At 64.8% G+C, this 21,511-nt stretch carries 22 protein-coding genes; 13 read left to right on the top strand and 9 right to left on the bottom strand.

From position 1 onward, the window contains the following. Window positions 1-63: 63 nt before the first annotated feature. Window positions 64-741, bottom strand: a complete 678-nt coding sequence (fliP, locus tag CXZ10_RS01990; protein WP_101288317.1) for a flagellar type III secretion system pore protein FliP — start codon at window positions 739-741, stop codon at window positions 64-66. 271 nt (window positions 742-1,012) lie between these two features. Next, complete coding sequence (locus CXZ10_RS01995) at window positions 1,013-2,347, bottom strand: flagellar biosynthetic protein FliO (protein ID WP_101287278.1); 1,335 nt, start codon at window positions 2,345-2,347, stop codon at window positions 1,013-1,015. A gap of 397 nt (window positions 2,348-2,744) precedes the next feature. Between CXZ10_RS01995 and flgB the strand changes: the two genes are divergently transcribed. From flgB to cckA, 7 genes are all read left to right on the top strand, one after another. Next, the gene (flgB, locus tag CXZ10_RS02000) at window positions 2,745-3,155 is read left to right on the top strand and encodes a flagellar basal body rod protein FlgB (RefSeq protein ID WP_101287279.1); all 411 of its coding nucleotides are present in this window, start codon (window positions 2,745-2,747) and stop codon (window positions 3,153-3,155) included. A gap of 9 nt (window positions 3,156-3,164) precedes the next feature. Beyond that, window positions 3,165-3,575: a flagellar basal body rod protein FlgC gene (flgC, locus tag CXZ10_RS02005; RefSeq protein WP_101287280.1), complete on the top strand. Its 411-nt coding sequence runs from the start codon at window positions 3,165-3,167 to the stop codon at window positions 3,573-3,575. 26 nt (window positions 3,576-3,601) lie between these two features. Further along, window positions 3,602-3,940, top strand: coding sequence for a flagellar hook-basal body complex protein FliE (gene fliE, locus CXZ10_RS02010; protein WP_101287281.1), 339 nt, complete (start codon window positions 3,602-3,604; stop codon window positions 3,938-3,940). Between the two features lie 27 nt (window positions 3,941-3,967). After that, the gene (fliQ, locus tag CXZ10_RS02015; protein WP_101287282.1) at window positions 3,968-4,231 is read left to right on the top strand and encodes a flagellar biosynthesis protein FliQ; all 264 of its coding nucleotides are present in this window, start codon (window positions 3,968-3,970) and stop codon (window positions 4,229-4,231) included. Beyond that, a complete protein-coding gene (gene fliR, locus CXZ10_RS02020) occupies window positions 4,228-4,992 on the top strand; it encodes a flagellar biosynthetic protein FliR (protein WP_180335829.1) in 765 nt (254 codons plus the stop codon). The genes fliQ and fliR overlap by 4 nt, the downstream gene beginning before the upstream one ends. Window positions 4,993-5,002: 10 nt before the next feature. Continuing rightward, window positions 5,003-6,079 carry a flagellar biosynthesis protein FlhB gene (flhB, locus tag CXZ10_RS02025; RefSeq protein WP_101287284.1) on the top strand — a complete coding sequence of 359 codons (1,077 nt, stop codon included), beginning with the start codon at window positions 5,003-5,005 and terminating at the stop codon, window positions 6,077-6,079. Between the two features lie 174 nt (window positions 6,080-6,253). Beyond that, complete coding sequence (gene cckA, locus CXZ10_RS02030; protein ID WP_101287285.1) at window positions 6,254-8,797, top strand: cell cycle histidine kinase CckA; 2,544 nt, start codon at window positions 6,254-6,256, stop codon at window positions 8,795-8,797. Between the two features lie 199 nt (window positions 8,798-8,996). Here the strand turns inward: cckA and CXZ10_RS02035 are convergent, their stop codons facing one another. Both CXZ10_RS02035 and CXZ10_RS02040 read right to left on the bottom strand, forming a co-directional pair. Then, window positions 8,997-9,911 carry a pseudouridine-5'-phosphate glycosidase gene (locus CXZ10_RS02035; RefSeq protein WP_101287286.1) on the bottom strand — a complete coding sequence of 305 codons (915 nt, stop codon included), beginning with the start codon at window positions 9,909-9,911 and terminating at the stop codon, window positions 8,997-8,999. A gap of 186 nt (window positions 9,912-10,097) precedes the next feature. Beyond that, window positions 10,098-10,979 (bottom strand): PfkB family carbohydrate kinase, encoded by an 882-nt coding sequence (locus CXZ10_RS02040; RefSeq protein ID WP_180335830.1) that lies wholly within the window; start codon window positions 10,977-10,979, stop codon window positions 10,098-10,100. A 214-nt stretch (window positions 10,980-11,193) separates the two neighbouring features. Here CXZ10_RS02040 and recA point away from each other — a divergent pair, with 214 nt between their 5' ends. The 3 genes from recA (at window position 11,194) to alaS (ending at window position 15,758) form a co-directional block, all read left to right on the top strand. Next, the gene (gene recA, locus CXZ10_RS02045; RefSeq protein WP_101287287.1) at window positions 11,194-12,279 is read left to right on the top strand and encodes a recombinase RecA; all 1,086 of its coding nucleotides are present in this window, start codon (window positions 11,194-11,196) and stop codon (window positions 12,277-12,279) included. Between the two features lie 75 nt (window positions 12,280-12,354). Continuing rightward, window positions 12,355-12,750, top strand: a complete 396-nt coding sequence (locus tag CXZ10_RS02050) for a RidA family protein (protein WP_101287288.1) — start codon at window positions 12,355-12,357, stop codon at window positions 12,748-12,750. 353 nt (window positions 12,751-13,103) lie between these two features. After that, entirely contained in the window at window positions 13,104-15,758 is a 2,655-nt protein-coding gene (alaS, locus tag CXZ10_RS02055; RefSeq protein WP_101287289.1) for an alanine--tRNA ligase, read from the top strand. A 79-nt stretch (window positions 15,759-15,837) separates the two neighbouring features. Here alaS and CXZ10_RS02060 read toward each other — a convergent pair whose 3' ends face one another. Then, window positions 15,838-16,458 (bottom strand): PadR family transcriptional regulator, encoded by a 621-nt coding sequence (locus CXZ10_RS02060; RefSeq protein ID WP_101287290.1) that lies wholly within the window; start codon window positions 16,456-16,458, stop codon window positions 15,838-15,840. 284 nt (window positions 16,459-16,742) lie between these two features. Between CXZ10_RS02060 and CXZ10_RS02065 the strand changes: the two genes are divergently transcribed. From CXZ10_RS02065 to CXZ10_RS02075, 3 genes are all read left to right on the top strand, one after another. Continuing rightward, complete coding sequence (locus CXZ10_RS02065; protein ID WP_244617095.1) at window positions 16,743-17,222, top strand: GNAT family acetyltransferase; 480 nt, start codon at window positions 16,743-16,745, stop codon at window positions 17,220-17,222. 272 nt (window positions 17,223-17,494) lie between these two features. Then, entirely contained in the window at window positions 17,495-17,755 is a 261-nt protein-coding gene (locus tag CXZ10_RS02070) for a hypothetical protein (protein ID WP_101287292.1), read from the top strand. 104 nt (window positions 17,756-17,859) lie between these two features. After that, complete coding sequence (locus tag CXZ10_RS02075; protein ID WP_101287293.1) at window positions 17,860-18,228, top strand: VOC family protein; 369 nt, start codon at window positions 17,860-17,862, stop codon at window positions 18,226-18,228. Between the two features lie 60 nt (window positions 18,229-18,288). Here CXZ10_RS02075 and CXZ10_RS02080 read toward each other — a convergent pair whose 3' ends face one another. From CXZ10_RS02080 to CXZ10_RS02095, 4 genes are all read right to left on the bottom strand, one after another. Next, window positions 18,289-18,465 carry a YegP family protein gene (locus tag CXZ10_RS02080; protein ID WP_101287294.1) on the bottom strand — a complete coding sequence of 59 codons (177 nt, stop codon included), beginning with the start codon at window positions 18,463-18,465 and terminating at the stop codon, window positions 18,289-18,291. A gap of 233 nt (window positions 18,466-18,698) precedes the next feature. Then, entirely contained in the window at window positions 18,699-19,916 is a 1,218-nt protein-coding gene (locus CXZ10_RS02085) for an NADP-dependent isocitrate dehydrogenase (protein ID WP_101287295.1), read from the bottom strand. Window positions 19,917-20,075: 159 nt separating this feature from the next. After that, on the bottom strand, window positions 20,076-20,825 hold the full coding sequence (gene map, locus CXZ10_RS02090; RefSeq protein WP_101287296.1) for a type I methionyl aminopeptidase: 750 nt from the start codon (window positions 20,823-20,825) through the stop codon (window positions 20,076-20,078). 27 nt (window positions 20,826-20,852) lie between these two features. After that, window positions 20,853-21,404 (bottom strand): NADPH-dependent FMN reductase, encoded by a 552-nt coding sequence (locus CXZ10_RS02095; RefSeq protein ID WP_101287297.1) that lies wholly within the window; start codon window positions 21,402-21,404, stop codon window positions 20,853-20,855. Window positions 21,405-21,511 lie beyond the last annotated feature (107 nt).

The following is a 21,511-nucleotide window of genomic DNA, read 5'->3' on the forward strand; positions in this document are numbered from 1 at the left end:
CCTCGAGCTTGTCAAGACGCAACTCCGGACGCAAAACCGGTTCCCACTCTTGCTGGCGTTGCTCTAGCCACCGTAACTGCGCACCAGGCTGCCGGCCAACATGGCCCAGCCGTCGACCAGCACGAAGAAGATCAGCTTGAACGGCAGCGACACCACCTGCGGCGGCAGCATCATCATGCCCATGGCCATCAGGATCGAGGCGACGACCATGTCGATGATCAGGAAGGGCAGGTAGATCAGGAAGCCGATCTCGAAGGCACGACGCAGCTCGGAGATCATGAAAGCCGGAATGATGATGCGCGTTTCGAGATCTTCCTGGCTTTCCGGCTGCGGCAGGCCGGCGAGATCGACGAAAAGCCGCAGATCGACCTCGCGGGTGTGGGCCAGCATGAAGGTGCGCATCGGCTGCATGGTACGGGCGAAGCCCTCGGTCAGCTCGATCTGATTGTTGACCACCGGTTCGATGCCGTTGGTGTAGGCGTCCTGAAAGGTTGGCGCCATGATGAAGGCGGTCAGGAACAGCGCCAGCGAGATCATCACCGCGTTGGGCGGGGCCGTCTGCAAGCCAATGGCCGATCTCAGGAGCGAAAGGACCACGACGATGCGCGTGAATGAGGTCATCATCACGGCGATCGACGGAGCAAGGCTGAGAACGGTGAGCAGGCCGACGAGCTGGACGGCCCGTTCCGTCAGCGTCGATCCCTCGCCGAGCGAGATGCTGACGTCCTGGGCGAGGGCCATGCCGGCGGAAAGGCCGAGCCAGAGCAGGCAGAAAAAGAGCGGGCAAAGCAGAGCGAGGATCAACCGCCAGCCGTGAGAGCGGCCCTGCGCGTCGGCTTTCTTGGTTTCAGTCTCGCCCGTTCCGCCATTGTCCGTGGTCATCGCGCCCATCCGAGAGGCCGGCGCACGCTGCGCCGGTCACGGCCGGACACGAATCATCCGGCTTCCCGCGACACTGTCGCCCCGGCTGGCGGAGGGCTCAAGGCGACAGCCGTCGAAAGCGGAGAAGCGCTCAGCGTTTTCCCTTGGAATCGCCGGCCAGATCGTCGAGCAGGCGAGCCATCTCGCTTTCCAGCGAGGAGAACTCGGAGTTGTCGCGGCCGTCTTCTTCCGGCGCCTCTGCCGGTCTGCCTGACGGGCGGGGCGTCGCCACCGGTTCCGGCGCGGCAGCCGGTTCCGGGGTTGGCTCGGCCGCGCGGGGCTCGGCGACAGGCGGCCGGATCGGCGAGCGAGCCGGTGCGGCCGGGACGACCGGTTCTCGAGGAACCATGGGCTCTCGGGCGACGACGGGCTCGCGTACGGTAGCCGGCTCACGCGGAACGATCGGCTCGCGCGGGGCAATGGGGCGTGGCGCCTGGGTGGCGCGCGGCCGAAGCCAGGCGGAAGCGGCGGCGGCAGCCGGCTTCGGCGGCTCAACCTTGGGCGCCGGCTCCGGGGCGGGGGGCGCGGCGGGCGTCTCGGCCGTCGGGGTCGCGGCCTCGATCTTCATTTCCTCGATTTCGCTTTTCAGCGCCTCATCGAGCTGACGGGCGAGGTCGTCGAAACCGAGGGCATCGTCGGGCTCGGAAACGGCCGGCTCACTGACTGGCACAGGACGCACCGGCTCGACCCTGCGTTCGACCTTCGCCTCCTGGGCGGGCTCGAATCTGTCGGCGGCCGGCCTGTCCGTTCCCGGCTTGTCAGGCACAATCGGCGAGATGGCGGCCACCGTCGGCTCGACGCGATGGGCTTCCGGTGGAATATAGGGCGAGGTCGGCGCGGGCCGGGGGGCTTCCGGGGTGCGGGGCTGGGCGCGGTTGAGACGCGCCTGGATCGATGTGGCCTTCGGGTGCTCGCCAGCGACATGCGAGGGGAAGGCGGGGCGGACCGGCTCGGCGGTCGACGGCCGCGCAACCGGCGCGGGCCGGATGGCAGCGGCAGCTTCGACCATCGGAACGACGGAAGCCGTTGCCGCGGCGGGCGTTTCAACCGCGTGGGACTCGCCATCCTCGGCGACGGTCGGCGCGGTTGGAGCCGGACGGGCGGCCCGTCCAAGGCTGCCGACCGGGACGCCCCTGATGATGGTCGGCTCGACCACGAGATCGTTGCCACCGCCTACCAGGATGAGATGCTCGACGCCGTCGCGCCGGACGAGCAGGAGCCGCCGGCGCTGGTCGAGGGCGACCTGCTCGACGACGGTCAGCCTGTTCTGGCGGCTCCGGCCGATCGAGAGCTGGCCGCCGGTGGCATAGGTCCGGAGCACCCAGCGGAGCAGCAGCAGCAGTCCGACCACCACCGTCAGGGCTAGGACATAGCGCACGACGGTTGCTCCCGTGTCGCCAAACCAGGTTACCAGCAAATCCTGCATCTTACTTTTCCACTCAAGACCCGTTTCGTCGAAGGCGCCAGTTCGTCAAGTCGATAGCCGGTTTATCTCGAAATGGGAAATTAATCGGAAACGTCTTCCGCCAATGTCGGCATCGCCCCGCTTGGCTCCGAAATTCCTCCACCCGGCAGCCGTTGCAGAGCGCAACCATAAGCTCATTCGGCACTTTTTCCCAGCTATCAGCCAAATCAGGCGTTTTTCAAGTCTCTAGGCGGGCAGAAGAAAGGATTGTTAACCATTCATTAACCGTGAGGTCGGCAAATATTGCCTATGGTTTTCAAGTTGCGAATCCTTGTGCCGGATTGTGACTTTCAGGGCGCCGCTCCCCAGGCGGTGTATCAGCCGGCCGGTTCGGCCGCCATCTGCGGTGAGTTGTTCGATGTCGATGACCGATCTGCCGGTATTGCAGGCCATCAAAGGGAAACTGCGTTTCCACGAGACGCGGCAGAAGGTGCTCGCCGAAAACGTCGCCAACGCCGAGACGCCGGGCTACACGGCGCGTGACCTCAAGGCGCCGGATTTCTTCCGCATGGCGGTGGACGGCGATCGCGAAGTCGGCGTTTCAACCGTGCTGACCAACCCGATGCATATCGCCGGGCCGCGCATCAGCACCGGCACGCCCTTCCGGTCCGAGAAAGTCGGTGGCTACGAGGTGACGCCCGACGGCAATGCGGTGTCGCTCGAAGACCAGATGATGAAGGTCACAAGCAACCAGATGGACTTTCAGACCGTGACTTCGCTCTACCAGCGCAGCCTCGGCCTTCTCAAGACCGCCGTCGGCAAGAAGTGAGGTGAGGCCATGGACTTTCTGAAGACCCTGATGATCTCTTCCGCTGGCCTCAAGGTGCAGACCGGCCGCATGCGGATCATTGCCGAGAACGTCGCCAACTCCGACTCGGTGGCGTCGACGCCGGGCGGCGATCCCTACCGGCGTCAGATTCCCACGGTGACCTCGAAGTTCGACAAGGAACTCGGCGCCGAGATGGTGCGGCTCGGCAAGGTGGTGCCCGACCGCTCGGATTTCGAGCTGAAATACGAGCCGAACAGCCCCGCCGCCGATGCGAGAGGCAACGTCAAGTATCCCAACGTGTCGCCGCTCATCGAGATGGTGGACATGCAGAGCGCCCAGCGCACCTACGAGGCCAATCTCAACGTGGTCTCCTCGACGCGCGCCATGCTCCAGAAGACCATCGACATCCTGCGCGGCTGAGCGCGTAATCTAGGAGGACCCTGACCATGGCGCTCACCACCACCGCCCTCAACGCCAGCAGTGTGTACGGCGCCATGTCGAGGCTGGCGAATCGCGGCCAGGCGGGGCAGGCTGATGGCGCAGCCGCCGGGGCTGCCGGGGTGACGGCGTCCGACTTCGGCGCCATGCTGCGCGACCAGGTGCAGCAGGTGGTCGATCAGGGCAATGCCTCGGAAGTCAAGCAGGCGAGCTACATGGCCGGCAAGGGCGACATCATCGACGTCGTCACGGCCGTGTCGGAAGCCGAGGTGGCGCTCGATACGATGGTGTCGGTGCGCGACAAGGTGATCTCGGCCTATGAGGAAATCATGCGCATGGCGATCTGACGCCAGCGCCGGTTCGGAGCGGACGGTATGGGTGGCGCTGAGGTTCTCGACCTGGCCCGGACCGCCATCTGGGTGACCATCAAGATCGCGGCGCCGGTGATGCTGGCCGGTCTCGCGGTCGGCTTTGTCGTGTCCCTGTTTCAGGCGCTGACCCAGATCCAGGAACAGACGCTGGCCTTCATCCCGAAGATACTCTCAATCTTCATCGTGCTCATGCTGACGCTGCCCTTCATGGCAGACTCGCTCAACAGCTTCATGGTGACGCTTTCCGAATGGATCATCCGAGGATGACCATCCGGATCCTCCCCGACGTGACGGTGCTGTTTCTCTTGCTGTTCGCCCGCGTCGGCACGCTCTGCATGCTGATGCCCGGCATCGGTGAGCCGACGATCTCGGCCCGCGCCCGTCTCACTTTCGCGCTGCTCTTGACGCTGGTCTTCTACCCCGTCCTGTCGAACCGGCTGCCATCAGGGCTTGCCAACGACATGAACCGGCTGATCTTCGCGCTTGTCGCCGAGGTGATCATCGGTCTCGCCATCGGCCTCACCGCCCGCCTGCTGATGAGCGTGATCCAGACCGCCGGCACCGCCATCGCCTCCGACATCGGTCTCGGCTTTGCTCAGAGCGTCGATCCCACCATGGGCCAGCAGGGCGCGATCATCTCGTCCTTCCTGTCGGTGACGGGCATGACCGTCATCTTCATGACCGACCTGCATCACGTGGCGCTGGCCGGCATTGCCGGCAGCTACACCATGTTCCCGCCCGGCGAGATGGTGCCGGTCGGCGACTTCAAGGACGCCGCCATCCTGACCATCGCCGAATCCTTCAAGACGGCCCTGCAAATCGCCGCGCCCTTCATGGTCTTTGCCCTGGTCTACAACCTCGGTCTCGGCGTGCTGCAGAAGCTGATGCCGCAATTCCAGGTCTATTTCCTGGCGATGCCGCTGACCATCATGATCGGCCTCGCCATCCTTGCCTCGTTGATCGCCACCATTCTCGGCCTCTACCGGTCCTTCATGGAAACCGGTCTGATGCGCCTCGTTCCCACCTGAGGGCAGCGCCATGGCCGGTCCGGACGACGACAGCGACAAAACAGAAGAACCTACCCAACGAAAACTCGAGCAGGCGCACGAGCAGGGCGACGTCATCAAGAGCATGGAGGTGAGCACCTTTTTCGGGCTCGTCGCCGTGACCGCCGTCGTCGGGCTTACCGGTTCGGGAATGACCGGCGTGCTGCTGCCATCTCTCAGGGGTCTGTTCGAGCACGCCGCCGACATCTCCGTGGACGGCGGCGGTCTTCGCCGCCTCTACCTCACCCTGGTCGGCGGCTTCATGCTGGCGCTTGCCTTCCCGCTGGTGCTGATGGCGCTCGGCGGCATTGTCGGCAGCCTTGCCCAGCATCGCATGGTGTTCTCATGGAAGTCGCTGGAACCGCGGCTCGACAAGGTGTCGCCGCTTGCCGGGCTCAAGCGCTTGTTCTCGCCCGAGAGCCTCGCCAACTTCGTCAAGGGCCTGCTCAAGGTGGCGATCCTGGGCACGGTGATGACCATGGTGCTGTGGCCGGAGCGTGATCGCCTGGACGCGCTGGTCACCATCGACATTGCCCGGACGCTCTCGGTGGCCAAGTCGATTGCCCTGCGCATGCTGGGCTTCATGCTGGTGCTGATGTTCCTGATCGCCGCCGCCGACTACTTCTGGTCGCGTTACCGCTACATGCATCGCCAGCGGATGTCGTTGCAGGAAGTCAAGGACGAGCACAAGCAGACCGAAGGTGACCCGCATATCAAGGGCCGCATCCGTTCGTTGCGCATGCAGCGGGCGCGGCAGCGCATGATGCAGAAGGTGCCGGAGGCAACGGTGGTCGTCACCAACCCGACCCATTATGCGGTGGCGCTGAAATATGACGATACGACGCCCGCCCCGGTCTGCGTCGCCAAGGGCGTCGACGAGGTGGCGCTGCGCATTCGCGAGATGGCAAAGGGCGCCGACGTGCCGATCGTCGAGAACCCGCCGCTGGCTCGCGCCCTCTATGCCAGCGTCGATCTCGACGAGGTCATCCCGGAGCAGCATTACAAGGCGGTGGCGCAGGTGGTGGGCTACGTGTTGAACCTCAAGAAAAAGCCGAGCTGGCGGTCCTGATGGCGGCGTGCAGGGTGCCGACGAGCGGCAAAAGCCGGAATCATCGGGCCAGATCGGCGAAAAGGCGCAAGTCGGCGTTTGCCTCGTCACGGGTGATTGTTAAAGATCATGCCGAGAACAGACGATTCCCGGCCGGGGCGCGGAGCATCGGCAGGCGGGCAGGGTAACAGCAGCATGAACGAAACCGAGCCGTCGGCACCTTCCATCGAAACGCCGATCGTCGACCGTTCCGAGCGCGGCGGCAACGTCGGGCTGGTGATCGCGCTGGCGCTGGCGCTGGTGGCCGCCGCCGCGGTGTTCGCCGTGCTCGACCGGGCAGCGGCAGAACCCTTTGTGCTCGGCCTTCTCGGCCTCCTGGCGGTGATCGGCGTCTTCTCGCTGTTCGCCATCGCCATCGGTCTCGTACGCCTGTCGTCGCGCAACGATGGGCAGGTGCAGCTCGCCAAGCGCTTCCTCGACACCATGACGGACGGCGTCTGCGTCACCGACGGCGATGGCCGCATCGTCTATGCCAACGCCACCTATGGCCGCCTTATCCGCGCCGAATCGGCGGTCGACGTCCGGACCGTCGAGAGGGTGTTCTCGGGTGATCCCGATACGGCCGACGTGATTTTCCGGCTGGCCCAGGCCTCGCGCGAAGGGCGGCGGGCGACAGAGGAACTGCGCGTCGCTCATCCGCTCGGCCGGATCGACGGGCCTGCCCGCTGGTACCGCATCCGCGTGCGGCCGCTCAACGGCCTGTTCCAGCCGCTCAACGTCTGGCAGGTGGCGGACATTACGCGCGACCGCGATGAACAGGAAAACAGCTTCCAGGCGCTGCAGCGGGCGGTGAACTTCCTCGATCATGCGCCGGCCGGCTTCCTGTCGGCCAACGCACTCGGCCGCGTCGTCTACATGAATGCCACGCTGACCGACTGGCTCGGCTACGACCTCGCCGAGTTCGAGGCCGGCGCCATGCAGCTCAAGGAAATCGTGGTCGGCGATGGTGTCGCGTTGCTCGACGGCATCCGCGGCGCCTCGGGCGAGGTGAAGACCGGCATCGTCGACCTCGACATGGTCAAGCGCAACGGCCAGATCCTGCCGGTCCGCATCATCCACCGCGTGCCGGTGGGCAGCGATGGCGCCGTCGGCGACAGCCGCACGCTGGTGCTCAACCGCTCGCCCGGCGAGGATGTGTCGGAATCGCTCCGGGCGGCGGAGGTGCGCTTCACCCGCTTCTTCAACAACACGCCGGCTGCCATCGCCTCGATCGACAAGGACGGTCGAATCGGCCGCAACAACGCGCCGTTCATGCGCCTGTTCGGCGCCACCATCCGGCCGGACCCCTCGGCGCCGCGCGGCCGGCTGACCGACGTGGTGGCGGAACGCGACCGCAAGGCGATTTCCGAGGCCATCGTGTCGGCGGTGAACGGGCAGGGCACCCTCTCGGGCATCGATGTATCGCTGGCCGGAGAGGGCGAACGCTCGGCCCGCGTTTACGTGTCGCCCGTCGAGGAGGGCGCCGGCGACGGCGAGGTGGCCATCGTCTACGCTCTGGAGACCACCGAGCAGCGGGCGCTGGAGGCGCAGTTCGCGCAAGGGCAGAAGATGCAGGCAGTCGGCCAGTTGGCCGGCGGCGTGGCGCATGACTTCAACAATGTGCTGACCGCCATCATCGGCTTCTCCGACCTGTTGCTCAACAACCACCGGCCGACCGATCCGTCCTTCCAGGACATCATGAACATCAAGCAGAACGCCAACCGCGCAGCCGGCCTCGTCCGGCAGCTGCTGGCCTTCTCGCGCCGCCAGACCCTTCGGCCGCAGGTGCTGGTGCTGTCCGACGTTCTGGCCGAGCTGACCAACCTTCTGAGCCGTCTGCTCGGCGAGAAGGTGCAGCTCAAGGTCAACAACGGCCGCGACGTCTGGCCGGTTATGGCCGACCTCAACCAGCTCGAGCAGGTGATCATCAACCTCGCGGTCAACGCCCGCGACGCCATGACCAAGGCGGGCAAGCTGGAGATCCGCACCTCCAACGTGATGGAGGCCGACTGTGCCGCCTCTTATCCCTTCAAGGGCATGCCGGCCGCCGACTACGTGCACATCGAGGTGGAGGACAATGGCTCGGGCATGACGCCGGAGATCATGGAGAAGATCTTCGATCCCTTCTTCTCGACCAAGGAAGTGGGCAAGGGTACCGGCCTCGGTCTCTCCACCGTCTATGGCATCATCAAGCAGACCGGTGGCTACATCTATCCGGTGTCTGAGGTGGGCGTCGGCACCACCTTCCACATCTTCCTGCCGCGCCACGAAGCGCCGGCCGAGGCGGTGCCGAAGAAGAACGTCGAGGCGACGCCGATCGCCGACCTCACCGGCAACGCATCCATCCTGTTGGTCGAGGACGAGGAGGCGGTGCGCGCCTTCGCGGCACGTGCGCTGGTCTCGCGCGGCTACACCGTCCACGAGGCGTCCACCGGCGCCGAGGCGCTGGAGGTGATGGCGGACGTGGGCGGCAAGATCGATCTGGTTGTGTCGGACGTGGTGATGCCGGAGATGGATGGCCCGACGCTGCTGCGCGAGTTGCGCAAAACGCAGCCCGACCTCAAGATCATCTTCGTGTCGGGCTATGCCGAGGACGCGTTCAAGAAGAACCTGCCGGAAAACGAGCAGTTCAACTTCCTGCCCAAACCCTTCTCGCTGAAGCAATTGGCGACGACGGTCAAGGAAACGCTGGCCGAGTAGCTTGGCCGAGACTTTCTCAGCGCGGGCGCATGTCTTCGGGGCTGGGTGAACCAGTCCCGAAGCATTTCGGCTGTCAAGCCAATTCGCGAAGATGCTAGCGCATCCGCTCATTGAGATTATTGCCGATTTCTCATTTGCATCAGTGGCATGAGAAATCGGCAAGCAGAATACCAAGAGGCATTTTTGATGCCTCCTGGTATCAAGCCTTCAGGGCCTTGGCGATGTCGGCGGCGAGGCGGGCGTTGTTCATGACCAGGGCGATGTTGGTCTTGAGCGACGAGCCGGCGGTGCGCTCGAACATGTCGGCGAGGAGATAGGGTGTTACCTGCTTGGCCGAGATGCCGGCGGCCTTGGCCGAGGCCAGCGACGCCGCGATGAAGCCCTGCATGCGGACGGCCGGGATCTCGTCGGTCTCCGGCACCGGATTGGCGATCAGCATGCCCCCCTCGATGCCGATCATCTCGCGCGCCTTCTGGAAGGCGGCAATCTCCGAGGCCGAATCGAGCCGCAGGGGGGCCTTCAGGCCGGAGCCGCGCGACCAGAAGGCCGGAAACTCGTCGGTGCGATAGCCGACCACCGGCACGCCCTTGGTTTCCAGCACTTCCAGCGTCTTCGGCAGGTCGAGAATGGCCTTGGCGCCGGCGGCGACGACGATGACCGAGGTGCGGCCGAGCTCTTCGAGGTCGGCGGAGACGTCGAAGCTCTCCTCGGCGCCCTGATGGACGCCGCCGATGCCGCCGGTGGCGAACACGTCGATGCCGGCGAGACGGGCGCAGATCATGGTGGCGGCGACGGTCGTCGAGCCCGGCCGGCCGGTGGCCAGCGCGAAGGCGAGGTCGGCGCGCGACAGCTTCATGACGCCGGTCATGGTGCCGAGCCGGTCGAGCGTCTCGGCGTCGAGACCGACGCGGATCTTGCCTTCCAGCACGGCGATGGTGGCCGGCACGGCGCCCCGGCTACGGATTTCCGCCTCGACGGCGCGCGCCGTCTCGACATTGTCCGGGTAGGGCATGCCGTGGGTGACGATGGTGGACTCGAGCGCGACGACGGGCTTGCCGGCGGCGAGCGCAGCGTCGACTTCCGGCGAATAGACGAGTGGCAGGGATGCCATCATGCCTCCGAATGTGGCCGCACGACAGGGCCACGGAGTGGGCACGCGACGTCGGCGGCGGGTGATGGATCTCCGAGCCAAACCCTATACGACGAGACGGCTGCCTTGCGAAAGAGGGAAGACGCGGCTTGCGCCGAAAAGGGGAATAGCCCTGATCTTTCAATCAAGGCTGCGGATCTTGAATGCCGTCTAGGTCTCCGCCGCCAGAGCCGCAGCGATCACGTCGGCCGGAAGTTCGCCAAGGGCACCGGCGGTGGCGAGCGCAGCGCGGGCGGCCATCATGCCGACCTTGACGGCGGCGGCGAGCGGAGCGCCGGCCGCCAGCGCTAAGAGTATGCCGGCCGTCTGGGCATCGCCGACGCCGGTGACGTCGACAACTTCGGTCGGCAGGGGCGTCAACTCAATGATGCCTCCGTCGTCCAAGATCGCCAGCGGTTTGGAACCGCCGGTGATGACGGCTCGCCGGGCGCCGGTGGTCAGCAGCCGCTCGGCAGCCTCGATCGGCCTTTCTACAGGATGACCGACCAGAAGCTCCGCCGAGGGCAGGTTGCAGATGATGAGCGCGCCCGAGGCAACGAGTGGCTTGAGGCGCGGCGCCTTGGCTCTGGATATGGCGTCGAACACCAGCCTGTCGCCATAGGCGTCGGCGAGGCGGGCAAGTTCGCCAGGGGCGAGGTTGGCATCGGCGAAGACGAGCGGATCGCCATCGTTGTTCAGCGCGGCTGCCGGCAGAACGAAACTGTCATAGAGACCAAGATCGGAGATGGCCGATACGAGCTCGCCGGCCTCGTCGTGGATGGCGAGATAGGTGCCGGTGCGGCCGTTGGCGTCGACGACCATGGCGGAGGTGTCGATACCGGCGGACGTGAGCTCAGCGATGAGCTCGCGGCCAGCGGCGTCGTTGCCGACCTTCGACACGAAGCGGCAGGGCGCGCCGGCCCGTCCGAGCAGCACCGCCACATTGCGCGCCACCCCGCCGGGACGGCGCGTGACGATCCCCGGACAGGAGGTTGCAGGCTCATAGATGAAGGCCGCTCGGCCAAGCACATCCTGGTGACAACCGCCGACCACAAGAAGCGATCGAAAGCCGCCGTTTCGATTCCCCGATTTCAGAATTTTTCTCCCTATTTTCCGGCACCTTAACCTGACCGGAACACGACGGGAACGAAACCAGACTTGTATTTTTATGTCAAGGACATATATGCCGCTTGCTCTAGGGAACAAATCGTGTACATTGACCGTGAGTTTGAAATCCGGGAACGCCCGTGAAATAAGGAGCGGAGCAGTGTCGCAGAATTCACTTCGCCTCGTGGAAGGAACCTCCATGGACAAGACCAAGGCGCTCGACGCCGCCCTGTCGCAGATCGAACGGGCCTTCGGCAAGGGATCCATCATGCGCCTCGGCAAGGGGCAGGTGGTGGAAGTGGAAACCGTGCCGACCGGTTCGCTCGGCCTTGATATCGCGCTCGGCATCGGCGGCCTGCCGAAGGGCCGCATCGTCGAGATCTACGGGCCGGAATCGTCGGGCAAGACGACGCTGGCGCTGCATACGGTGGCCGAGGCCCAGAAGCGCGGCGGCGTTTGCGCCTTCATCGACGCCGAGCACGCGCTCGATCCGGTCTATGCCCGCAAGCTGGGCGTCAACCTCGATGATCTCCTCATCTCGCAGCCGGACGCCGGCGAGCAGGCGCTTGAGATCACGGACACCCTGGTTCGCTCCGGCGCCATCGACGTTCTGGTGGTCGACTCGGTGGCGGCGCTGACGCCGCGCGCCGAACTGGAAGGCGAGATGGGCGATCAGTTGCCGGGCCTGCAGGCCCGCCTGATGAGCCAGGCGCTCAGGAAGCTCACCGCGTCGGTCTCCAAGTCGAAGACCATGGTGATCTTCATCAACCAGATCCGCATGAAGATCGGCGTGATGTTCGGCAGCCCCGAGACGACGACCGGCGGCAACGCCCTCAAGTTCTACTCGTCGGTTCGCCTCGACATCCGCCGCATCGGCGCGCTGAAGAACCGCGAGGAGATCGTCGGCAACCAGACCCGCGTCAAGGTGGTCAAGAACAAGCTGGCGCCGCCGTTCCGCGAGGTCGAGTTCGACATCCTCTATGGTGAGGGCGTGTCCAAGGTTGGTGAGCTGATCGACCTCGGCGTCAAGGCCGGCATCGTCGAGAAGTCCGGCGCCTGGTTCTCCTACAACAGCCAGCGTCTCGGCCAGGGGCGCGAGAATGCCAAGCAGTTCCTGCGCGAGAACGAGGCGCTCGCCACCGAGATCGAGGCGGCCATCCGCCAGAATGCCGGCGTCATCGCCGACTCCATCCTCAAGGGTGCGCCCGAGGACGATGCCGAGGGCACGGCACCCGATCTCGAATGAGCTAGGCTTGCCGCGCGTGTCGCCCCCGCCCGAGGGGGGAGGGCGGCCCGTTCGGCGCCGGTTCGGGAGACAGAAATGCAGTTTCGCAATCCGGCCGGCGTTCACGCGCCGGTCGCTGCCTATAGTCACCAGGCCGAGGTACCGGCCGGAGCCCGTTGGCTCGTGATGGCCGGTCAGGTCGGCATGCGGCCCGACGGCAGCCTGCCTGTTGACCCGGCGGAACAGCTCGAAGTGGCGCTCGACAACGTCCGTCACAATCTTGAAGCGGCGGGCATGGGGATCGGCGATCTGGTCAAGATGACGACCTATCTGGTTGGCGAGGTCGATCCCGATCGGCGCCGGCAGATATTCGGCGCATTCTTCGGCGATCATCGGCCTTGCACCACGCTTCTTTATGTGTCGGCGCTGGGTACGCCGGCCCTCAAGGCCGAGGTCGACGCCTGGGCGGCGCGTGAGGCGCAGGAGGGCTGACCCGGCCTGTTGGATGAAAGCGGCTCCGTTGCACAGAAATCGGTCGGTTGCAGTCTTTCGCCGCCGCTGGACAGTCGCATGGCCGGCGGCTAAATAACGCTTTGCCTTGCTTGGAACCGATGACGTCGGAGCCGGTCTGGCCTGCGCGTCCTTCCCTCCGAGAGACTGCCCCCACGAGGCGCCCTCCGGATTGCCGAGACGATCCCCGCCGGCTGGTGCCCTGTTTCGCTGTCTCTCGACGCAGGGCTCAAGTTTGCGGGAGCGTGCGAGCGGCTCGCGGGAAATGGGGTTCGGGCGGACCGGCTGCGTGATGACGCGAGCGGTGCCGTCCCAGCGCAGGCAGGCGGATCGTCATGAGTGGTGTGAACGAGATCAGGAAGACCTTCGTCGACTATTTCGGCAGGAACGGTCACGAGGTGGTGTCGTCGAGCCCGCTGGTGCCGCGCAACGACCCGACCCTGATGTTCACCAACGCCGGCATGGTGCAATTCAAGAACGTCTTCACCGGCCTCGAGAAGCGTCCCTACAGCCGCGCCACCACCTCGCAGAAGTGCGTCCGGGCCGGCGGCAAGCACAACGACCTCGATAACGTCGGCTATACCGCTCGCCACCACACCTTCTTCGAGATGCTGGGCAACTTCTCCTTCGGCGACTATTTCAAGGATCGAGCGATCGAGCTGGCCTGGAACCTGATCACCAAGGAGTTCGGGCTGCCCAAGGATCGGCTGCTGGTCACCGTCTATTCCGAGGACGAGGAAGCCGCAGGCTACTGGAAGAAGATCGCCGGTCTCACCGACGACCGCATCATCCGCATCTCCACCTCGGACAATTTCTGGGCGATGGGCGACACCGGCCCCTGTGGCCCATGCTCGGAAATCTTCTACGATCACGGCGATCACGTCTGGGGCGGTCCTCCGGGTTCGGCCGAGGAGGACGGCGACCGCTTCATCGAGATCTGGAACCTCGTGTTCATGCAATACGAGCAGATTTCCAAGACCGAGCGCGTCAACCTGCCGCGGCCGTCGATCGACACAGGCATGGGGCTCGAGCGCATCGCCGCCGTGCTGCAGGGCGTCCACAACAACTATGACATCGACCTGTTCCAGGCGCTGATCCGCGCCTCGGTCGAGGCGACCGGCGTCGCCGCCGAAGGCGAGCGCCTCGCCTCGCATCGTGTCATCGCCGACCATCTACGCGCCTCGAGCTTCCTCGTCGCCGACGGCGTGCTGCCATCCAACGAGGGCCGCGGCTATGTTCTCCGCCGCATCATGCGCCGGGCCATGCGCCACGCGCATCTCCTCGGGTCGGAGCAGCCGCTCTTGCACCGTCTGGTGCCGGTGCTGGTGCGTGAAATGGGGCAGGCCTATCCGGAGCTGGTGCGCGCCGAGGCGCTGATCACCGAGACGCTGAAGCTCGAAGAGAGCCGTTTCCGCCGCACGCTGGCGCGTGGCCTCGGCCTGCTCGACGAAGCCACCAGCGGCCTGGAAAAGGGCGGCAGCCTCGATGGCGAGACGGCGTTCAAGCTCTACGACACCTACGGCTTCCCGCTCGACCTGACGCAGGACGCGCTGAAGGCGCGCGGCATCGCCGTCGACACCGACGGCTTTTCCGCCGCTATGGAGCGGCAGAAGGCAGAGGCGCGCGCCAACTGGGCCGGCTCGGGCGAAGCCGCGACGGAAACCGTCTGGTTCGGCCTGCGCGAGAAGGTCGGCGCCACCGAGTTCCTCGGCTACGACACCGAGAAGGCCGAGGGCGTTGTCGTGGCCCTGGTCAAGGATGGCAAGGAAATCACCGAGCTCAAGGCTGGCGAGACGGGCTCGCTGATCGTCAACCAGACGCCGTTCTACGGCGAGTCGGGCGGTCAGGTGGGCGATAGCGGCGTCATCTCCGGCGCCGGCTTCCGCTTGGTGGTGACCGACGTCGCCAAGAAGGCCGACGGCCTGTTCGTCCATCAGGTGACAGTCGAGAGCGGCGCCGTGAAGGTCGGCGAGGCGGTGGAACTTACCGTCGACCACGCCCGCCGGTCGCGCATTCGTGCCAACCACTCGGCGACCCACCTCTTGCATGAGGCGCTGCGCGAGGTACTCGGCAAGCATGCGGCGCAGAAGGGTTCGCTGGTGACGCCCGACCGGCTGCGCTTCGACTTCTCGCATCCGAAGCCGATGGACGAGACGGAGCTTGCCGAGGTCAGCCGCCTTGCCAATGCCATCGTGCTGCAGGACAGCCCGGTGACGACCCGCCTGATGGGGCAGGAAGAGGCGATCGCCGAGGGCGCCATGGCGCTGTTCGGCGAGAAGTATGGCGATGAAGTCCGCGTGGTCACCATGGGCACGGCGCTGGAAGGCGAGAAGGCCGGCAAGACCTATTCGACCGAGCTCTGCGGCGGCACGCACGTGTCGCGCACCGGTGAGATCGGCCTTGTCCATATCGTCGCCGAAAGCGCGGTGGCGGCCGGCGTGCGCCGCATCGAGGCGCTGACCGGTGATGGCGCGCGCGCCTATTTCGAGGATCAGGAGAAGACGGTCCGCAATGTCGCCCGGGAGCTGAAGGTACCGGTCGGCGACGTCGTCGATCGCGTGGCTGCCCTGGTGGAAGAGCGGCGCAAGCTGGAGCGCGAGCTCGCCGAGGTCCGGCGCAAGCTCGCCATGGGCGGCGGCGCGGCCGCCGACGAGGTGGCGGAAATCGCCGGCGTCAAGTTCCTGGGACGGGTGGCCGAGGGCGTCAGCCCGAAGGACCTGAAGGGTCTCGTCGACGAAGGCAAGGCCAAGCTCGGCTCGGGCGTGGTGGCGCTGGTCGGCGTTTCCGAGGACGGAAAGGCGGGCGTGGTGGTCGGCGTGACGCCGGACCTCACGGCGCGCTTCTCGGCCGTCGATCTGGTGCGCGTGGCGTCCGAGGCGCTGGGCGGCAAGGGAGGCGGCGGCCGTCCCGACATGGCGCAGGCCGGCGGCCCGGAGGGTGCCAAGGCGGCGGACGCGCTCGATGCCGTCAGGAAAGCGCTGGCCGGCTAAGGTCTGTCGACAGACAGAAACAAGGACGCCCGTCCGAGCGGTGGCTCGGGCGGGCGTTTCTTTTCAGCGAAAGCCACTGTCAAATCTGTTCGATCTTGCGGGCGGTTTCGTCGAGAAGCTCGGCCAGCGCGTCGATTTGCTCGGCCGTCAGCGTGGCGCCATGCGTCTTCAGGCGCAGGGCGAGACGCATGTTCTCGACGGCCCGGATGAGGCGCGGATCGCGCTCGGGCCGGCGGTCCGAGCCGGCTTCGGCAAAGCGAGCGAGGACGGCGTCGATGGCGGCGCGGTTCTCCTCGACAGTGGCCCGGCCGGTCTCGGTGGCAGCGTAGAGCTTCTTGTTGCCCTCGGCGCTCGCGACCTCGATCTGGCCGGTCTCTTCGAGCAGCGTCAGCGTCGGATAGATGACGCCAGCGCTCGGTGCATAGGCGCCGCCGGTGCGCTCTTCGATCTCCTTGATGATCTCGTAGCCGTGGCGGGGCTGCTCGGCGATCAGCGCCAGCACGACGAGGCGCAGCACACCGTTGTCGAAGAAGCGGCCGCGGCCGAAGGGGCCGCCGCGATGGCCGGGGCCGTGACGGTCGGGACGTTCGCCGCGTTCGCCCCAGAGGGAGCGGCCGAACGGACCGCGGCCACCGGTGGCGCGGGAATCGTCATGGTCCTGATCGTGAAGGCCGCGAAGGAAGTGGAACTTGTGATGCATGGATATCTCCGTTAGTTCGTGATGCAATTAGATATATCTAAAATGACTCTTATGACAAGAGGCGAGAGGTTTTGAGATGTGAATGGCCATGCGTTTCCGTCGAAGGCGATTTGCTCAAGTATTTGAGAAATATCGGTATAATCACTTGATCACAAAGCCGTGTTCTCCGCTCCCGATAACGCGGTGCCCGTTGCTCTCGCTCGGCGATCGGGATCGGCTATATCTAAATGGGCCGGTGACTGTCGGTCGTTCGGTGAGAGCCAACCAGGAAATGGAGGCGGGCGGTGTCTTTTGAGACAGAGATCGGTGAGATGGTTCGGGATGAGCGGGAATGGGTGATGGCGCTGTGGTCACGCTGCGGATTGACGCGGCCATGGAACGATCCGGAGGCGGATATGGCGCTGGCCGAGGCGACCGAGAATGCCACCGTTCTCGTGGCACGAGCAGAGGGACGCATCGTTGGAGCCGCCATGACCGGTCATGATGGCCATCGGGGGGCGCTCTACTATCTGGGCGTCGATCCGGATTGCCGCAGGGGTGGCATCGGCAAGGCGCTGGTACGGGCGGCTGAGGCTTGGTGCAAGACACGCGGCGCGCCCAAGCTCAACCTTCTCGTTCGCAACGAGAACCAGGTCGTGCTCGCCTTCTACGCGGCGCTCGGCTACCTGCCGACCAACTGCGTTTCGCTTTATCGAACGCTCGACCCTGAGCGTGCCGAGCGCGAGCGTTTAGAGAAAGCCGCCTGGGCAACGGCGCGTAGCTGACGGTCGGTCCGAGCCGACCCTCAACTAAAGTCTAATGATTGGATATAGTGTTCAAACTGTTGAACAAAACAGGATACTCGCTCGGCGAACGCATGTCGTCGGGGCAATATTTGCAAATGGGTAGCGATTTCACGTGTTACTACGACTAAGTAGAAATAGACCGATCGGTAAGATTTAAACATGATAGATTCCTGACGGATTGAAATCGCAGCCTGAGCGGTTGTTCTGTCCCGCGGCGGGGAGAGGCGATCGCGAGTGTCGGAGGCCGATACATGCTTGCGCTCGAGTTGGTGCTTGTACTGGTCGTGGCCGGCCTTGTCGTCGGAACTCAGTTCCGACTCATCGCCATGGCGCCGCTAGCGCTTGCGGCTTGCGCCTGTGCCTTTCTGGAAGCCATGACACTTGGCGCCTCCGGGTCACGTATCGCCCTGCATATCGCCGAAGCCGCCATCTTCTTTGAAGTTGCCTATGCGCTGGGGGCCATGCTGGTTCACGTCCGCCTGCCGTTCCTGCCGGTGCGGCCGCGCATCTGAGGCTCCCTGAACGATCGGACTATTTTCCAGGGTTTTGCTGCTGACAAAATTTGGCAGCATGGTGACGTATGTATGCTCCATCGCACTATTGCGAGGAGATGTTCATGGTCACGCCCACCTATTACCTGCTGCATGTCGCCGACCCCGAACGGAGTGGTCGCTTTTATGGCGAGCTGTTCGGTCGAGCTCCGGTCGAGACGTCGCCGACCTTCGTTCTGTTCGTTCTCGACGGCGGCATCAAGGTAGGGCTGTGGTCCGGTGCCACCGTCGAACCGGCAACCGGCGGAGCGCCGGGCGCCATGGAGATCGGCATCGCCATGAAGGCGCCGGCCGAGGTCGATGCCTTCCATGAAGGCTGGATCGCGCGCGGCTTACAGGTGTTTCAGGCCCCCACCGACATGGATTTCGGTCGTAGCTTCATGGTGACCGATCCGGACGGCCACCGCATTCGCATCTTTGCCGTTACCGCCTGATACACCGAGGCCCCGCCGGCGGATGTCGGCGGGGCCTCAGCTTATCCAGGTGGGAGAGGATCAGCTGTTGTCCTCGGTGGGGGCATCTGGGCCGTTCTTCTTGATCGACTCGATGGCGTTCATGGCGGAAGCCTTGGACTTGTAGCCCTCGGTCCAGAAAATGGTCTCGCCGTTGTATTTGAAGTAGGCGACGTATTCGTCGGCCTTGTTCTTCTTGATCTCGAACTTGTGTGCCACGTTTGCCCCTCCGTTTGAAGTTTCAGACGTTGGATGAGCTGTCCGATATCCTGCCCTAAGGCGACGCTCTGCGGACAGCACCATCCAACGGGAAAGTATTGCCAGCCTTGGAAGCTGTCATTGCTCTTCAGGTATGAGTTCGGCTTGAAGTTCTCATCAATATGTCTAGCCAAACGAAACGCGACGGACCGTTTCCGATCCGCCGCGTGATATCTCCATTCGTAGATGTCGGCTTACCACTTGGCCATTTCGGCTTCGAGGTTGGAGGCGACCTTCTCGAGGAAGCCGGTGGTCGACAGCCACTTCTGATCCGGCCCGATGAGAAGGGCGAGATCCTTGGTCATGAAGCCGGCCTCGACGGTGTCGACGCAGACCTTCTCCAGCGTCGCCGCGAACTTGGCGAGCTCGGCATTGTCGTCCAGCTTGGCGCGATGGGCGAGGCCGCGCGTCCAGGCGAAGATCGAGGCGATGGAGTTGGTCGAGGTCTCCTTGCCCTTCTGGTGCTCGCGATAGTGGCGGGTGACGGTGCCGTGGGCCGCCTCGGCTTCCACGGTCTTGCCATCCGGCGTCAGCAGCACGGAGGTCATCAGGCCGAGCGAGCCGAAGCCCTGGGCCACGGTGTCGGACTGCACGTCGCCGTCGTAGTTCTTGCAGGCCCAGATATAGCCGCCGGACCACTTCAGCGCCGAGGCGACCATGTCGTCGATCAGGCGGTGCTCGTAGGTGATGCCCAGCTTGTCGAACTCGCCCTTGAACTCGGCGTCGAACACCTCCTGGAAGATATCCTTGAAGCGGCCGTCATAGGCCTTGAGGATGGTGTTCTTGGTCGACAGGTAGACCGGCCACTTGCGCATGATGCCGTAGTTGAACGAAGCGCGGGCGAACTCGCGGATCGATTCGTCGAGGTTGTACATGGCGAGCGCCACGCCGGCGCCGGGGGCCTTGAAAACTTCCTTCTCGATCACCGCGCCGTCCTCACCGACGAACTTGATGGAGAGGGTGCCCTTGGTGGGGAACTTGAAATCGGTAGCCTTGTACTGGTCGCCGAAGGCATGACGGCCGACGACGATCGGCTGCGTCCAGCCGGGCACGAGGCGTGGCACGTTCTTGCAGATGATCGGCTCGCGGAAGATGACGCCGCCCAGGATGTTGCGGATGGTGCCGTTGGGCGACTTCCACATTTCCTTGAGGTTGAACTCCTTCACGCGCGCTTCGTCGGGCGTGATGGTGGCGCACTTGATGCCGACGCCGTGCTTCTTGATGGCGTTGGCGGCATCGACCGTCACCTGGTCGGCCGTGGCGTCGCGGTTCTCAACGGAGAGGTCGTAGTATTCGATGTCGATATCGAGATAGGGCAGGATCAGCTTGTCCTTGATCAACTGCCAAATGATGCGGGTCATCTCGTCGCCGTCGAGATCGACGACCGGGTTCGCAACCTTGATCTTCGCCATAGTGGGGTGACCTTCCGAACGTGGGACCGGGGCCCTGGGGCCGGTTCGCGCGCCTGCCGATACGCAAACGCACGGATGAACCGCCTGTAGCATGGCGTTGCTGCCGAGACCAGTCCGGCCAGTACGCTTTTGGGCGTACGCTAACGTAAACGGAAGGTGTCAGGACGGCAGAGTGACGACCACCGGCCCGTTGCGGGTGGCGACGATGGTGTGCTCGAACTGCACCGTCGGCGCACGCGGCTCGGAATAGAGCGTCCAATCGTCGTCGCCATCCTCAGCCCATTCGGCGCCCAGCGACAGGAAGGGTTCGACGGTGAAGACGAGGCCGTCGGTGATGACGCGCCGTTCGCGTGGGTCCGGCCAGGTGGCGATATCGGACGGCTCCTCGTGCAGGGCGCGGCCGACGCCATGGCTGCCGAGGTTGCGCACCAGCGTGTAGCCGTTCTTGCGGGCGAAGGCGCCGACGGCGCGGCCGACGCCGGCCAGAGGCTTGCCGGGCGCCACGGCGCCAATGCCGGCCCACATGGCCCGCCTACCGTCTCGGCAGAGCTTGTCCAGCCGGGTCGGAATGGGAGAGACGCCGAAGGAGGCGCCGCTGTCGGCAAAGAAGCCGTCCTTGGAGGCGGATACGTCGAGGTTGATCAGGTCACCTGCCTTGAGAACCCGGTCGCCGGGGATGCCATGGGCAATCTCCTCGTTGACCGAGATGCAGGCGATGCCGGGAAAGCCGTAGCTGGCCTTCGGCGCCGGGATGGCCCCGGCTTCGTCCAGAACGCGGCCGGCGATCTCATCGAGTTCGGCGGTGGTGATACCGGGGCGGACGGCGGTGGCCATGGCGGCGATGGCGTCAGCCACGGCGCGGCCGATGGCCTTGAGGCCGTCGAGCTCGTCTTCGTTGGTAACGGTCATATCGTCTTTCTCGGCGCCACGCGGCGCTTACTTGTGTTTGCCGATCCAGGTCGCGAAGGCGGCGAGGAAGCCGTTGAGGAAGGATTTGGTGTCCTCGCTCATGAGCTTTCCGTCCTTGTCCAGGATGTCGCCGATCTTGGAAACATAGGCTTCCGGCTGCTGCATGGGCGGCATGTCGAGGAAGACCAGCGACTGGCGCAGGTGGTGATTGGCACCGAAGGCGCCGAGCAAGCCCGGCGATACGCTGACGACGGCGGTGGGCTTGCCCTTCCAGACGCTGTGGCCATAGGGGCGGGAGCCGACGTCGAGGGCATTCTTCAGGAGGCCGGGAACCGACCTGTTGTACTCTGGCGTCACGAACAGCACGGCGTCGGCGCCAGCGATCTCGCTCCGGAACTTGGCCCAGGCAGCCGGCGGAGCGTCGCCTTCAAGGTCTGGATTGTAGAGCGGCAGGTCGCCGATCTCGACGATGCGGAGCGCCAGCTTGTCGGCGGCCAGCGTTGCGAGATTTTCGGCCACTGCCCGTGAGAAGGATCCCTTGCGCAGGCTGCCGACCAGAACTGCGACGTCATAGGCCATGCTTTCCTCCTGTGTCCGGCGGGTTGCCGCCATCGTTATAGGGGATTTGCCGGAATGCTGTCCATGCGCAGGATTGTTTGGGGGATTTAGTCTGTGTCGTCAAAATT

This window comes from Pleomorphomonas diazotrophica (genome assembly GCF_002844595.1).
GTDB lineage: Bacteria > Pseudomonadota > Alphaproteobacteria > Rhizobiales > Pleomorphomonadaceae > Pleomorphomonas > Pleomorphomonas diazotrophica.